Annotated in this window: 12 protein-coding genes and 2 pseudogenes; 2 read left to right on the forward strand and 12 right to left on the reverse strand. The window is 34.7% G+C overall.

Going from position 1 to position 15,188, the window contains the following annotated elements; translation table 11 throughout:
* Positions 1–206: 206 nt before the first annotated feature.
* The 10 genes and pseudogenes from BP18_RS07160 to BP18_RS07200 form a co-directional block, all read right to left on the reverse strand.
* Entirely contained in the window at positions 207–1,418 is a 1,212-nt protein-coding gene (locus tag BP18_RS07160; protein WP_035050527.1) for a C40 family peptidase, read from the reverse strand.
* Between the two features lie 57 nt (positions 1,419–1,475).
* Positions 1,476–2,363: a permease-like cell division protein FtsX gene (gene ftsX / locus BP18_RS07165; RefSeq protein WP_007721580.1), complete on the reverse strand. Its 888-nt coding sequence runs from the start codon at positions 2,361–2,363 to the stop codon at positions 1,476–1,478.
* Complete coding sequence (gene ftsE / locus BP18_RS07170) at positions 2,353–3,039, reverse strand: cell division ATP-binding protein FtsE (RefSeq protein ID WP_007721581.1); 687 nt, start codon at positions 3,037–3,039, stop codon at positions 2,353–2,355. The genes ftsX and ftsE overlap by 11 nt, the downstream gene beginning before the upstream one ends.
* Positions 3,040–3,405: 366 nt before the next feature.
* A protein-coding gene (gene prfB, locus BP18_RS07175) for a peptide chain release factor 2 (RefSeq protein WP_197050098.1) occupies positions 3,406–4,519 on the reverse strand; the annotation gives its coding sequence in 2 pieces (ribosomal slippage) (positions 3,406–4,446 and positions 4,448–4,519; 1,113 coding nt in all).
* A gap of 105 nt (positions 4,520–4,624) precedes the next feature.
* A pseudogene (locus BP18_RS13015) lies at positions 4,625–4,702 on the reverse strand (SEC-C metal-binding domain-containing protein); the annotation flags it as partial.
* A gap of 68 nt (positions 4,703–4,770) precedes the next feature.
* Positions 4,771–7,153 (reverse strand): annotated as a pseudogene (gene secA, locus BP18_RS07180) (preprotein translocase subunit SecA); the annotation flags it as partial.
* Between the two features lie 287 nt (positions 7,154–7,440).
* Positions 7,441–7,983 (reverse strand): ribosome hibernation-promoting factor, HPF/YfiA family, encoded by a 543-nt coding sequence (gene hpf, locus BP18_RS07185; RefSeq protein WP_007721586.1) that lies wholly within the window; start codon positions 7,981–7,983, stop codon positions 7,441–7,443.
* Positions 7,984–8,119: 136 nt separating this feature from the next.
* Positions 8,120–8,806 (reverse strand): ComF family protein, encoded by a 687-nt coding sequence (locus BP18_RS07190; RefSeq protein WP_035050529.1) that lies wholly within the window; start codon positions 8,804–8,806, stop codon positions 8,120–8,122.
* Entirely contained in the window at positions 8,803–10,152 is a 1,350-nt protein-coding gene (locus tag BP18_RS07195; protein WP_035050532.1) for a DEAD/DEAH box helicase, read from the reverse strand. Before BP18_RS07195 ends, BP18_RS07190 begins: the two co-directional genes overlap by 4 nt.
* A 121-nt stretch (positions 10,153–10,273) precedes the next feature.
* On the reverse strand, positions 10,274–11,125 hold the full coding sequence (locus tag BP18_RS07200) for a DegV family protein (RefSeq protein ID WP_035050533.1): 852 nt from the start codon (positions 11,123–11,125) through the stop codon (positions 10,274–10,276).
* 202 nt (positions 11,126–11,327) lie between these two features.
* Here BP18_RS07200 and BP18_RS07205 point away from each other — a divergent pair, with 202 nt between their 5' ends.
* Together BP18_RS07205 and BP18_RS07210 are read left to right on the forward strand one after the other, a co-directional pair.
* A complete protein-coding gene (locus BP18_RS07205; protein WP_007721593.1) occupies positions 11,328–11,960 on the forward strand; it encodes a YigZ family protein in 633 nt (210 codons plus the stop codon).
* Between the two features lie 149 nt (positions 11,961–12,109).
* Positions 12,110–13,165: an LCP family protein gene (locus BP18_RS07210; RefSeq protein ID WP_231549447.1), complete on the forward strand. Its 1,056-nt coding sequence runs from the start codon at positions 12,110–12,112 to the stop codon at positions 13,163–13,165.
* An 81-nt stretch (positions 13,166–13,246) separates the two neighbouring features.
* Here BP18_RS07210 and BP18_RS07215 read toward each other — a convergent pair whose 3' ends face one another.
* Together BP18_RS07215 and BP18_RS07220 are read right to left on the reverse strand one after the other, a co-directional pair.
* The gene (locus BP18_RS07215) at positions 13,247–14,326 is read right to left on the reverse strand and encodes a glycosyltransferase family 4 protein (RefSeq protein WP_035019350.1); all 1,080 of its coding nucleotides are present in this window, start codon (positions 14,324–14,326) and stop codon (positions 13,247–13,249) included.
* 138 nt (positions 14,327–14,464) lie between these two features.
* A complete protein-coding gene (locus BP18_RS07220; protein WP_007721599.1) occupies positions 14,465–15,181 on the reverse strand; it encodes a GntR family transcriptional regulator in 717 nt (238 codons plus the stop codon).
* Positions 15,182–15,188: the final 7 nt, after the last annotated feature.

Raw genomic sequence — 15,188 nt, forward strand, 5'->3', positions numbered from 1 at the left:
AATTATTTGTAGCCCTGTGTAGTATTCAAAGCTCTTACGAGCAAATCCGGTTATTTCGAAAGAATTTTTAGAAGCATTCACACTATTTGACGAAGGGCCTAAAAAAAACGCAAAAAAAAAACCATTTGCTAACACCAAATTAGCAAATGGTTTTTAAATCGTTTTTGGGAAACGGTTAGAATAAATTAATTGTTACATAGAATTTTTTAGTTTACACGACCAAAACCAACTAGGTATTGAGCCCAGTAAGCTTGGCTAATTGTTGTAACAGCAACTCCAGTTGAAGATTGAGAGCCAATAAACTGATTGTTTCCAAGATAAATTCCCACATGATCAATGCTTCCTGTTTGATTAAAGAATACTAAATCTCCAGGTTGAGCTTCAGATTGTGAAATTTTAGTTGTAGCTGCGTATTGTGCACCAGCCGTACGAGGAAGATTGATTCCAGCTGCAGCAAATGCATATCTAGTAAAACCAGAACAATCAAATCCACTAATAGTCGTTCCACCATAAAGATAAGGTGTTCCACTAACTCCATAGGCTGCACTTTTAATTGTTGCCCATGAACCAATTGGAGCTTTAGTTGTTGAAGCAGCATTTTCTGTTTCAACTGGTTTAGCTGTTACTTTTGAAGCAATATTAGTTGAAGTAGCAGAATCTTTCACTTCAGTACTCGTACTAATTGTTTCAACTTTTCCAGTTGTAGCAGTAGTTGTTTTAACAAGTGCCAATTCTTCTGCACCTTGTTCCGCAACAGCTTTAACAGCTAAGAACTTCTCTTTTTCACTTTCTAAACCAGCTTTTTCAGCAGCAATCGATGCAACTACTGCTTCTTTTTCTAATTTTTGTTGTTCCAAATCTGTTTTAGAAGCTTCCAATTTCGCAGCAACTACTGTTTGTTTTTCTATATTTGACTCGGTTTCTTTTTGTTTTGCAGCTACCGCTTTTTTGTCATTTGCTTGAGCTTCAACTAACTCTTGGTTTGCAGAAACAATTTGAGAAACAACATCAACGCGTCCAATAACATCAGCAAATGATTTAGCATTTATGACAAATTCCACATAATTTTGGCTATCTCCGTCTGTTTGTACAGAACGTGCTTGCTCATTTAATTTAGCTTCACGTTTCTCAATAGCTGCATTCAAATCAGAAATTTGCACTTTTAACTTTTGTAAGTTAGTTTGCGTTTCCTTCATTTCATTCATCAAAGATGATGCTTTGTTTTCATTATCAGTGATCGCAGTTGTAATAGCTGCTAATTGAGATTCAGCTGAAACTTCTTTATCTTTTAAATTCACCAATTTTTCTGTAGTTGTTTGGATATCTTTATCTGTACTTGCAAATGCTGTTATAGGTGCTATATAGGTTGTAAATCCTAATGCTGCAACTAAAGCTATGTTAATAAACTTTTTATTCAACTTTGTTATCCCCCGTTTTCCCAAATGATTTTAGTTTTTGATTTTTAGTTAAAGTTATTATACTTTTAAGAATTTTCTAATTGACATAAATGATCCAATCGCACCAATGATAATTCCGATTGCCAACATTAATCCTCCAACTTGGTATAAAAATGGATTTGGTGCTAATAATCCAAAATACGTACCTTTTAAGAAGTCTGTTCCTATACCATAAGCCGTTACATATACAAAACTTAGTATAGCTACTGGAATTATGGCACCCACAAGTCCAATTAAAGCTCCTTCAATTAAGAAAGGCCATCTGATATACCAATTTGTTGCACCGACTAATTTCATAATTTCAATCTCAGTACGACGTGAGAAGATCGTGATTCGAATCGTGTTCGAGATTAAAAATACAGCCGTTAAAATTAAAGCTACTATAACAACTGCTCCAATATTACGAACAGTATTCATTGTTTTAAATAAGCTGTCTGCTGTTGCTCCACCATAATTGACTTGAGTAACATACTCTAAATCTTCAATTTGTTTTGCAACTGGTGCTGTATTTTCTGGAACATCCGTATTGACAATAAAAACGTCATATAGAGGATTATCGTCTCCATCAAATAAATTAAATTCATCACCATAGCTTCCAACTACTTGTTTCAGTTCATCTTCACGACTTGAAAACTCAACAGAGTCTACATTCTCAAGTGTTTCTAATTCTGTCTGTAATTCTTTTTGCTGATCTTCATTTGCAGCTAGATCAATATAAACTCGAACACTTACATCATTTTCAATATCTGTAGCTAGTTTATTAACATTCATCAACATAGCAATAAATGTTCCTACTAGTAGGAGCGTTACTGTTACAGCACTTACTGCTGCTAGAGACATCCAGCCATTTCTTTTTAAACTTTTAAAGCTATCAATTATATGTCTCTTTACTGTTCTAGGCTTCATAACCGTAATCTCCTTCCAATTGATCTCGGACGATGCGTCCATTCTCAACCGCAAGAACACGGTGTTTAACAACATTAACGATTTGACTATTATGAGTAGCCATTATTACGGTTGTACCTTGATTGCTGATTTCTTCTAGAATTTTCATGATTTCCCATGAAGTATCTGGATCAAGATTTCCTGTAGGTTCATCTGCGATCAGAATGTGCGGTGTATTTGCAATCGCTCTTGCTATTGCAATTCGTTGTTGCTCACCACCTGATAATTCATTAGGAAACATACGCACTTTGTGTTTCAAACCGACTAGTTCGAGAACTTCTAATACTCTTTTTTGAATGGCTTTAGGGTTTTTTTCGACAACTTCCATCGCATACGCAATATTCTCATAAACTGTCAATTTAGGTAGCAATTTAAAATCTTGGAAAACTACTCCTACATAACGTCTTAAATATGGAATGTTTTTTTCTTTTATTGTCATTAAATCAAAATCACCGACTTTAATCGTTCCTTTAGTAGCTTTTTCTTCACGATAAATCATCTTAATAAAAGTTGATTTACCAGCACCACTAGGTCCGACAACATAAACAAATTCACCTGCTTCAATACGAACAGATAAACCGTTAATTGCTGTAATGCCATTAGGGTATTTCTTGTAGACATTTAGCATTTCAATCATTATTATCACCTAACTTTTATTAGTTTCTAAATCACAATTCAGGTGTTGCTTCTACCTCAATCGGTACTTTTCCTCAATGCTTAACTATTATAGCATTATAAAAAAATATGTCGGTTGTATTTTCTTTACAAATTCATTTCAATTCGTATTATATTTGTAATGTAACTGTTTTATCCTATCGCATTTTAGCATTTATCTTTATTTTCCCACTATTTTCTTTAAAAAAACCTAAATACAGGTTTCTTTCCCCAATACATTCTATAAAAGGCTACATTTTTGGGATTAGGTAGATTTCTTTTATTACAGACAAAAAAATCAAAATTCTGACAATTAGATTAAATATGTCGGAATTTTGACTTTTTTATTTTATTCTTCTAGGTCAGATACTTTACTTCTTAAATAGGCCTGTATAAACGGATCTATTCCACCATCCATAACTTGTGCAATGTTTCCCGTTTCATAATTTGTGCGGTGATCTTTCACCATTGAATAAGGATGAAAAACATATGATCTGATTTGAGAACCCCAACCAATTTCTAATTGTTCGCCTCTTATAGCAGCCATTTCTTTTTCTTGTTCTTCAACTTCAAGTTGGTAAAGTTTTGCTTTCAACATACTCATAGCTTGATCTCTATTTTTCAATTGTGAGCGCTGAGCTTGACTAGCCACTACTACGCCACTTGGAATATGCGTAATTCGAACAGCAGAATCGGTGGTATTGATATGCTGTCCACCTGCTCCAGTTGCTCTGTAAGTGTCTATTTTCAAATCATCTGAATTAATTTTAATGTCCACACTGTCGTCTAATTCTGGAACAACATCGATAGAAACAAACGACGTATGTCTTCTTCCGGCAGAGTCAAAAGGTGAAATCCGTACTAAGCGATGAACCCCTTTTTCAGCTTTTAAATATCCATATGCGTTCATTCCTTTGATAAGCAACGTAACACTCTTGATACCTGCTTCATCGCCAGATTGATAATTTAGCGTTTCAATTTTAAATCCTCTTTTTTCAGCCCATCTCGTGTACATACGAAGCAATAAGCTTCCCCAATCTTGTGATTCGGTTCCACCTGCTCCAGGATGAAGTTCAATAATCGCATTATTTTTATCATATGGGTCACTCAATAATAGATCTAGTTCATATTGATCTAACTTATCTAAGAAAGGACTGATTTTACTATTTAACTCTTTGGCTAATTCTTCATCATTCTCTTCTTTGACCATTTCAAGTAACAACTCTAAATCTTCTTTCTCGGTTACAAGGTCATTATATTGATTGTATTTTTCTTTCAACTCGTTTGCTTCATTAATAACAGTTTGAGCTTTTTGGGCATCTTCCCAAAAAGTTGGTTCCGTCATTCTATCATTGTATTCAGCAATGTCTCTTTCCAGATTCTCTAAGTCAAAGAGACCTCCCAAAACCATTTATTTTTTTATCTGCCGTTTCTAAATAATTTCTAATATCACTTAACTCCATTATTCCCACTCCAATTCAGAAAAACACGACTCTACTAGCAAATCGTGTTTTTCTTCTATCTATTTTAGTTGACTTGATTCTTAAAAAAATATTTACGGATGCTGCTTATTCAACATTTCCGTGGCAATTTTTATATTTTTTACCGCTACCACATGGACAAGGATCATTACGACCTATTTTTGAACTCTCTATTTTAATCGGTTTTTTGTGCGCTTCTTTCACTACTTGGCCATCACCCGTCGAACGTGCAGTCGTTCCTTTTGCAACTTGTTCTCTTTTTAAATTTTGACGAATTTGTGATTTCATGAGTAGACGTGTAACTTCATAATCAATAGAAGCAATCATTTCTTCAAATAATTTGAACCCTTCTGCTTGATACTCAACTAATGGATTGCTTTGTCCATAAGCACGAAGTCCAATTCCTTGACGCAATTGTTCCATCGTATCGATGTGTTCAGTCCATTTACTATCTACCACACGTAGAATAACAACTTTTTCAAATTCTAATACTTGCTCTTTACCATTTAATTGTTTTTCTTTTTCAGTATAGATAGATTGTGCTGCATCTAACAATACTGTTTCAATTTCTGCAACTGTTTTACCTTCTAAATCACTTAGAGAGATATCATCCGGATGAACTAATGCAGCTTGTGCAAAATCAAGTATGGTTTGTAATTTCCATTCTTCTTTTGTTCCTTGAGTATTAATTTGAACAATACGTGAAATGGTACGCTCGATCATTGGAACAGTCACATGTTTTAGTGACTCTTCAGCCATGATGACTTCAAGTCTTTGATTGTACATGATTTCGCGTTGTTCACGCATCACATCATCATATTGCAACACATTTTTACGTGTATCATAGTTATTTCCTTCAACACGTTTTTGAGCAGACTCTACTTGACGAGAAATCATTTTGCTTTGGATTACAGCGTCTTCTTCACTAACTTTTAAGCGTTCAAGAACAGCTTGAATACGTTCTGAACCGAATCGTTTCATCAGTTCATCTTCTAAAGAAAGATAGAATTGAGTCACACCAGGATCTCCCTGACGACCTGAACGTCCACGCAATTGATTGTCAATACGACGTGATTCATGACGTTCTGTACCAATGACACATAATCCGCCTACTTCACGAACACCTGCGCCTAATTTGATATCTGTTCCACGTCCAGCCATATTTGTTGCTATAGTAACGCCGCCTTTTTGGCCAGCATTAGTAATAATCTCAGCTTCTTTAAAATGATTTTTAGCATTTAAAACTTGATGTGGAATTTTATTTTTTCTTAACAACCCTGATATCAATTCAGAAGTTTCAACGGCAACCGTTCCAACTAGTACTGGCTGACCATTGGCATGGCGTTCTTTAATTTCTTCCACTACAGCATTGTACTTACTTTCCAATGTTGGGTAAAGCAAATCGGCTTTATCTTCACGAATAAGTGGTTTATTCGTTGGTATTGAAACAACATGGATATTGTAAATTTCACGGAATTCTTCTTCTTCCGTTTTTGCCGTACCTGTCATACCTGCTAATTTTTTATACATACGGAAATAGTTTTGGAACGTAATATTTGCCATAGTTTTTGATTCATTTTGAATCTCTACATTTTCTTTTGCTTCAATAGCTTGATGCAAGCCATCAGAATAGCGACGACCTTCCATAATTCGACCAGTAAATTGGTCAACAATCATTACTTTTCCTTCTTGGATAACGTAATCCACGTCATGATGCATAATAAAATTAGCTCTCAACGCTTGGTCAATATGGTGTGTCAAAGCTTGATTTTCAACATCATACAAATTATCAATTCTAAATGTTTTTTCAGCTTTTTCAATTCCATTTTCGGTTAAAGCAATTGTTTTAGAAGGAATATCAATTGTATAGTCCTCCTCTTCTTTTAATCCTTTAACAAAAAAGTCTGTTCGATTATAAAGAGCTGTAGATTTCTCTGCTTGACCTGAAATAATCAATGGTGTTCTAGCTTCATCAATTAAAATAGAGTCGACTTCATCGACAATAGCGTAATTTAATGGTCTTTGTACCATTTGTTCTTTATAGACAACCATGTTATCTCTAAGGTAATCAAATCCCAATTCATTATTCGTACTGTACATAACATCCGCTAAATAAGCTTCACGTTTTTCTTCTGAAGATTTTGAATTTAAGTTTAAGCCCACAGTTAAGCCTAACCATTCATACAACTCTCCCATTTCAGTAGCATCACGACTAGATAAATATTCATTTACCGTTACAACATGAACGCCTTCACCTGTTAATGCATTTAGATATACAGGCATTGTTGCCGTTAAAGTTTTACCTTCACCCGTTTTCATCTCTGGAATATTTCCACGATGTAGAGTAACTCCACCCATCAATTGCACATGATAAGGGTACAACCCTAATACGCGTTTAGCTGCTTCTCGTACAACTGCAAAAGCTTCAGGCAGCAAAGCGTCTAAGCTCTCTCCATCTTGGTATCTTTTTTTAAATTCCGGTGTTTTTGCTTTTAATCCATCATCCGGTAGATTTGCCATTTCATCCGCAAACTCTTCAACTTGCTTAGCTATTTTGCTTAGGCTTTTTAATTCTTTTTTATCATTTTCAATTAAGTTACGTAAAAAATTCGCCATCAGTCTTTCTCCCCTATATCTTTATCTATATTTCTGTTTATGTTAGTTACATTTCATTTACTGTTAGACAAGTTGACTTCAGCTTGACATTTGTACTGCATTTTTCTGACAAAAGTCTCTATTCTTGTTAATTCTATCATTACTGATTCACAATTGAAACCTTTTTATCTATATTAATCATCGCTTTGCAAGATGCTTTTTTACAAAGAATCAGAAAACAAAAAAACTTCAAAGCAAGAAAGAATATTCTCTCGCTTTGAAGTTTTTTAATTTTTCAGTACATTTAATTATTCTGTTTCAATTAAGCCGTATTTTCCATCTTTACGACGGTACACAATACTTGTTCCATTTGTATCTGCATCTTCAAAGATAAAGAAATTATGACCTAACATATCCATTTGTAGAACAGCTTCTTCACTATCCATAGGTTTCAATGATAGTCGTTTTGTTCTAACGATATTCACTTCATCTTCATGTGATTCTTGTTCTTCACCTGGTAAAACAGGAGGAACAACCACATTGGATCCGCGAGTTCTACGATTAATTTTAGTTTTATATTTGCGCATTTGTCGTTCAAGTTTATCTGAAACTAAATCCACACTTCCATATAAGTCAGGCGAGGTTTCTTCCGCACGTAAAACCAAGTAAGGTAAAGGAATAGTTACCTCCACTTTAGCAGTTTTATCGGAATACGTTTTCAAATTAACGTGGGCTGTTGCTTCAGGTACATCATTAAAATATTTCTCAACTTTCCCCACTTTTTTTTCAACATAGCTGCGAATAGCTGCAGTTACCTCAATATTTTCGCCACGGACATTATATTTAAACATAGACACTCTCCCCTTTCATCTGATTGTTTCTCAGAATCAGCTTCATCAGTTGGACCACTCAAATGATGATATGCTTAAATTAATTATATATTAACCCCAAAATATTGCAAATAAAATCGATTACATTTAGGGGATTTTAACGAGAAATTGAAAACGTTTCAATGCTTTTTGCTCCATTTTCAAATAAACAGTCTGCAGCATGAAAAAAAGTCCGGCCTGTTGTATAGATATCATCAACTAAAATGATTGATTTGCCTTTTATATTCTCTTGAAAGATTTCAGCTACTTTAAACGGTTGTGGAGACAGCATCCGCATTTTACGATCTTTGCTTGATTGTTTTTCTCCTGTTCCACAGTGAATTAACGCTGGCATGTACTTTACCTTTGCAAATTCCAACAAGCCTTCAACTTGATTGAAGCCTCTTAATTGTTTGCTTTTATAACTTATCGGGATAGGAATGATTAATTTCTTCTGCTTATAAAAAAAAGTTTGAATCTCCTTTTTATATAATTCTCCAAGCCGATAATCTCCAGCATATTTATAGGCTTCTATCCACTCTTTTATGAAATCATTGTATTGGTAAAGAGCTGTATGTTTGAATGGATAGTTCGGATAGTCTGCTTTCCATTTTTGACAATCTGGACAGAGCCCATCCTCGCTCCAGTAACGACTACAGCCCAGACAGACAGGGCAAATCTGTAATGAAACTAATTTAGCAGAACATGAATCACACCTAACTGTGGGTTCAATTTTAGTAAAAGTAAGCAATGTTCTTAACTGAATGACTTCTTTTTGTGGTTTCTTGCACCATAAACAATTCATTGGTTTATCAGCAATCCCCTTTCGCGAGCTAAACGATTCATTTTTTTTATTTGACGAATAGCACTTTTTAAGGCTTTTGTTTGACCATGATGGAGAAAAAGCACTTCACCAGTTGGAAAATCTCGGTGTCTTCCAGCACGACCGGCAATTTGAATCAAGGCGGCTTCTGTAAATGTTCGATCTTCAGCGCCGATAACTAAAACATCTATATCTCGGAAAGTGACACCTCGTTCCAAAATAGTTGTCGTTAGCATAAACTGATAGGTTTCATCACGCATACTCTCCACTTTCTTTTTACGTTGTTCATCTTCAGAAGAAACACTTGTAAATGAACATTGTGGAAAAATTTCCTTAAGATATGCTGAAAAGTTCACCATCAATTCAATATTGGGTACAAAAACAAGAAAGCGACGATGCGCTTGTATCAGATGATTAATTTCTTTATAGATAACGGCTTTCTTTTGCCGCTTAATAATCGCATTGCGCCAATCTCCTGCCCACATGGCTTTAGGTTCTGGCAAAGCATATCCATGATAACGTGCCGGTAAAATCGAAGCGGTTAGCTTTTTTTGCGCGATATCCTGCCTCATTTTTTTATTTGGAGTAGCCGATAAGTAAATAAGGGATCCATCTGTTTTTTTGGCTTTTTGTGCTGCAAACTGTAAGCCTTTATCTGTATCAAACGGAAAAGCATCAATTTCATCAATAATTAAAACATCAAAAGCCTCTTTAAACCGCATCAACTGATGCGTCGTGGCAATAACTAATTGTGTGTACCTATAGGACTCTTCCATATCTCCATAAAGAGTGAGCTGTTCAACATCTTGAAATGCACTTTTTAGACGAGGTGCTAATTCTAAACACACATCTGTCCGTGGTGAAGCAATGCAAATCCTTTTGCCTTCTCTTAGCGCCCACTCAATTCCTTTGAATAACATTTCTGTTTTCCCAGCACCCGCTACTGCCCAAATCAATCTTGTTTGTGCTGCCTTTATCGTCGACTCAATCTCTTTAGACGCCCTTTCTTGTTGGACTGATAATTTCCCTTGCCAAGTTAATACTGGTTCTTTTACAGGAGAAAATCGATTTTTTTCTGTAAGGGCATAAAGCAGACTGCATCTTTTTATTTTTCCCATTTGAAGACAACGAATGCAATAAAAACAGTGGTCTCCACAATTGCATGGAGCAGATTGTCGGTCTTGCGGCTGGTTAGCTCCACAACGACGGCAGGTTATTTGTTTTCCTATTTCTATAAAACCTAGTGAACTAGTCCCTTCCCACTCTTCAGGTAACCCTTCATTCAGTTCACTTTGCACTAATTCTCTTCCCATCAAAAAAAGATCCATCTCAACTCACCTCTTTTTAGTAATGTACGCAAAAAAAAGAGGTTAAGAAAAATATCTCACCTCTTTTTGACTATTAAATAGTTGTTCTAAATGAATTTTTTAATAAAAATAGTATAATAGCTTAATTTTTTGTTGAATCTTCTATCCAAGTTATTCCTAATGCGCCTTCACCTAAATGTGTCCCAATAACCGGACCGAAATAACTGAGTTCATAACGAATAGTTGGATAACGGTGTTTTAAACTTTCCATCCATTCAACCGCTTCTTGTTCAGCATTAGCATGAATAATTGTCGAAACAATTGGATAACCTTTTTCGACATCTTCTCCTAATAGCTCTTCGATTCTTTTAAGTGCTTTTTTCTTCGTTCTAATTTTTTCAAAAACAGTAATTTTTTTATCTTCAAAATGTAAAATAGGTTTTATTTTTAGTAACGAACCAATCATTGCTGATCCATTGGAAAGTCGCCCTCCACGAACCAAATGATGTAAATCATTTACGACAAAGTAAGCCTGTAGTGTTGGTTGCATTTTTTCAAATGCATGAAAAATTTCTTCAACGGTAGCCCCTTCATTTGCCCTTCTAGCTGCTTCTAGTACAAAATACCCTTGTGCTGAGCAACTGATTCCTGAATCATAAGGATAAATCTTTAAACCTTCGTATATATTCGCTAAACTTGCTATAGTGTTGTATGTCCCGCTAAGCTCACTCGATAAATGAACACTTATAACAGCATCATAATTTTTTGAAAGTTTATTAAATAAATCTATCGTTTGACCAATGGTTGGTTGAGAACTTGTCGGCAAAGCATCCATTTCTTCGACTCTTTTAAAAAAATCATTATTCGTTATGCTCGTTTCTTCTATAACATCATTTCCCATAATTACCGATAAAGGTAACCTGTAAATAGAATATTGTTCACATTGCTCTTCTGTTAGATAAGCAGTACTGTCTGTTACCACTGCGATCCTCAAATCATCACCTCACTAGCGTATTTTTGTATCTAAAATTTTATACTTAAGATAAAAGTATAGCATATATATTTTAGGGTTCAACCTCCTCAATTGCTCAGACTGGTTTTGCTTATTTTTTCTATGATTAGACCTTGTTGAATACTCGTACTAACGGTACACTAACTAAACAAAGTAATTACTTAGGTTAACGAAAGGATTATCTATGTTAAATCATTATTATACAATTGAACAAGATGGGCAATTTGAATTAGAAATTAAAAAATCTCGTTTTATTTGCCATTTAAAGCAGGTAACAACTGAAACAGATGCTCAAACCTTTATTCAAGCAGTTAAAAAGGAACACAGCAAAGCCAATCATAACTGTGTTGCTTATTTGATTGGTGAACAAGATGAAATTCAACGTGCATACGATGATGGAGAACCCTCTGGCACAGCTGGTGTTCCTATGTTAGAAGTTCTGAAAAAAAAACAATTAAAAAATGTTGTTGTTGTTGTTACTCGTTATTTTGGTGGTATCAAGCTTGGAGCAGGTGGCTTAATACGTGCGTATGGAAAAGCTGTCAGCCAGGGGTTGGTTGAAATCGGTGTAGTTGAAAGAAGACTACACACTCAAATAACTGTTGTCGTTGCTTATCCAGCCTCTGGAAAATTAGAAAATTCTCTTCGTGAAGCAAACTATACAATTAAGGATGTTCTTTATTCCGAAGTGGTCTCTTTTGTCTGCCTAGTAGATCAAGAACACCTGAATGCGTTCCAAGAAGAAGTTATTGAATGGCTTAATGGGCAGGTAAGTTTTAAAATAGGTGAAAACGTTTATTGTGACAAAAAAATGTAACGTTAATATTAAGAAATCGTTACTTTTTTTAAATAAACTTTCTACTTGTTTTTATTCGTGATAGAATAAACAAGAAATTTTAGGCTAAAGATTTTGTGTAGTGGCCTCTATTTGATCAACTGAAAAGCAAAATGATTTTTTGAAGGAGAATGAGAGTGAAGAAACATTCTAATACTAGCAGAAGTGTATCGTACGTTAATAAAAGAAAAAAACGAAAAAATATTATTATTCTCAGTATACTAATTCCAATTATGATCATCCTTTTAGGAGGAGCAGTTTATGCAGCTAAGCTATACGCAACTGCTCAAAAAACGATTGATGATTCGTATCATGAGCTAGATCGTACGAAAGAAATAGAAGTCGATCCGATTAAAGAAACGACTTCTATCTTGATCATGGGAATTGATGATACTGAAGATAGAAAGCTTGGCAGTTCAAGAACGGATTCACTTATCTACCTTACTATCGACCCTAATAACCATGAAGTAAATATGGTCAGTATCCCTAGAGATACATATACTCCAATCATGTACCAAGGGGAAAATGAAGGTGAGGACAAAATCAACTCCGCTTATAGCGAAGGTGAGGAGCAAGCAACAATTGAAACAGTTGAAGAATTGCTAGATGTTCCTATTCATTATTACGTAACATTTAATTTTGATGCCTTTTTAAAAATCATTGATGCTTTAGGTGGAGTCGAAATGGATGTTCCGATAACTTTCTCAGAACAAAATTCTGATGGTAAGATGAATCAAATCACTTTAGAAAAAGGGTATCAAACGTTGAATGGTGAAGAAGCGTTAGCCTTGGCTCGTACAAGAAAAATTGATAATGACGTGATGCGTGGAGAAAGACAACAATTGCTGATACAAGCCATTGTAGAAAAAGCCTTAAGTGTTGGTTCAATTACTAAATACACTGATGTTATTGAAGCTGTTGGATCAAATATGCGTACAGATTTAACGTTTAATGAAATGCTAGGAATCGCTCAAACAGGACTAGAAGGTTCATATAAATTCAACTCTTATACATTTGAATGGACTGATTTCATGTTAAATGGTGCAAGTATGGTTGAACTTTATCCAGATAGTGTTGATTTTATTAGTCATCGTTTCCGAGTAGCATTAGGTCTAGATTCTTTAGATGAACGTGATGCTGAAGATTATGAATTTGAAACAAATGGCTTAACGAATTACGCTTACTAGAGGACTTCGTTCTTTATCTTTTGCATAATTTAATAAATAAAAAAATGGGCACCAAGACTGTTTAATCTTGGTGCCCATTTTTTATCGTTTTCGATTTAATTTCTTTGCAAAACGTCCTAGTCTTGATAATAAAGGTCTTCTTTCTTCACTCACTAAACCAATTAATTCCATAAACAACTCTAAACCAAGCAATAACCCTATGGTTAACATTATGGAACCTATGAAATCAGATAATGGATACATTAATGCAATCAATGAAAACATTGCGGCAATACAGTAAATAGCCAGTACCGTTTGTCTATGAGTCAAACCTAATGTCATTAGGCGATGATGCAAATGCATTTTATCCGCACTAGAAATTGGTTTTCGATTTAACCGTCTTCGCAATATAGCGGCTACCGTATCAGTAATCGGTATGCCTAATATGACAACCGGTATGATAACTGTAATCAATGTAGCATTTTTCAATCCTTGTAACGACATAATAGAAATCATAAAGCCTAGAAATAAAGCGCCAGTATCTCCTAAAAAAATGCGAGCTGGAAAAAAATTATACGGTAGAAAACCAACAGCTGCAGCAACTAGCGTAAAAATCATGATAGGTACCACAACATCATCAATCGTTAAAAAGAAAAATCCAATGATACCCATGGTCGTTAAGGCAATAATTGAAACTCCAGTTGCTAGCCCGTCTAGGCCATCAATTAGATTAACAGCATTTGTAATAGCTAATATCCACAGTAACGTTATTGGTAAACTGAAAACACCTAATTGTATTTCTCCAATTAAAGGCAATGTAACAAGATCCATTCGAATATCAGCAACATAATAAATGATAAGCGCGCCTATAACAATACCTAACAGTTTCATTCTTGGCGATATCTCGACTAAGTCATCGATTATACCTGTGATAATGATAACAGTAGACGCAATAAACAAGGGTATCACTTGTTTAAAAGGGATAGGTTGCAAAAAAAACAATGAAATATAAAAAGACAAGTAGATGGCTAATCCACCTAATGTTGGCATAGGCTTTACGTTTACTCGTCTTTCACCAGGTTTGTCTATAGCATTTACTTTTAATGCTAATTTTTTTATTAGCGGTGTTAGTATAAAACTGATAATGACTGTTAACAAACAGAACACTAAAACTTGAAACATATCATACATAAAAAAGAAACCTACTTTCAAAGCCATTCTTCATTTCATTATACAAACATAATTACTAAAACACAATTGCAATTTAGTTTTGAATTTTACGAGTACCGTGAAAACAAAAAAAATTACGCTAGCAATTGCTTAGCGTAAATCTTTTTCTAAATAAAATTCAAATCTTTCGCCTACATATTGAGTACGAACATACTCAAAAGGCAGATTTTCTTTTGAATAACTAATTTGTTTTAACTGAAGAATAGATTCCCCACGTTTTATTGATAAATATTCCGCAATTTTTTCAGAAGCTCTCATGGCTGAAACGGTTTGTTCAGCTCGCATGACGGTAATGCCTTGTTCAGATTCCAATACTTTATAGAGAGATTTTGTGATTTCCTGTTTTCCTAACGATTCCACCAGATAATATGGAATCGTTGCTACTTCAAAACAAATGGGAATTTCATCAGCATAACGAATCCGTTCCATTCTTAAAACCATATCTTCAGTCTTTAACTTCAAATTTCCAGCTTCACTCACACTGGCAGGCTTCACGTGATAAGAAATTGTTTTACTTGTTGGTTTTCGTCCTTGTGAAATCATAATATCTGTAAAACTTTGAATACCTGCCATTTTTTCTTGCACTTTTTTATTGGATACATAGGTACCAGACCCTACTTTTCGCTCTAGTATTCCTTCATCTACAAGAGTTTGTACGGCTTGTCTCAAGGTCATTCGGCTGACACTAAATTGGATAGCTAAATCTCTTTCAGAAGGAATACGCTCTCCAATTTTCCAAACTTCTTGTTCTATCATTTTTCTTATCTGATTATGAATTTGAATGTAAATGGGTGTCGCCTTAGCCATTATTTCG

The organism is Carnobacterium jeotgali MS3 (assembly GCF_000745125.1).
GTDB classification, from domain to species: Bacteria; Bacillota; Bacilli; order Lactobacillales; family Carnobacteriaceae; genus Carnobacterium_B; species Carnobacterium_B jeotgali.

Excerpts from the sequence above, each read along its gene's own strand:
- ftsX (WP_007721580.1), bottom strand. The coding sequence starts at position 2,363 with ATGAAGCCTAGAACAGTAAAGAGACATATAATTGATAGCTTTAAAAGT.
- ftsE (WP_007721581.1), bottom strand. The coding sequence starts at position 3,039 with ATGATTGAAATGCTAAATGTCTACAAGAAATACCCTAATGGCATTACA.
- hpf (WP_007721586.1), bottom strand. The coding sequence starts at position 7,983 with ATGTTTAAATATAATGTCCGTGGCGAAAATATTGAGGTAACTGCAGCT.
- BP18_RS07190 (WP_035050529.1), bottom strand. The coding sequence starts at position 8,806 with ATGAATTGTTTATGGTGCAAGAAACCACAAAAAGAAGTCATTCAGTTA.
- BP18_RS07195 (WP_035050532.1), bottom strand. The coding sequence starts at position 10,152 with ATGGATCTTTTTTTGATGGGAAGAGAATTAGTGCAAAGTGAACTGAAT.
- BP18_RS07205 (WP_007721593.1), top strand. The coding sequence starts at position 11,328 with ATGTTAAATCATTATTATACAATTGAACAAGATGGGCAATTTGAATTA.
- BP18_RS07210 (WP_231549447.1), top strand. The coding sequence starts at position 12,110 with ATGAGAGTGAAGAAACATTCTAATACTAGCAGAAGTGTATCGTACGTT.
- BP18_RS07215 (WP_035019350.1), bottom strand. The coding sequence starts at position 14,326 with ATGTTTCAAGTTTTAGTGTTCTGTTTGTTAACAGTCATTATCAGTTTT.
- BP18_RS07220 (WP_007721599.1), bottom strand. The coding sequence starts at position 15,181 with ATGGCTAAGGCGACACCCATTTACATTCAAATTCATAATCAGATAAGA.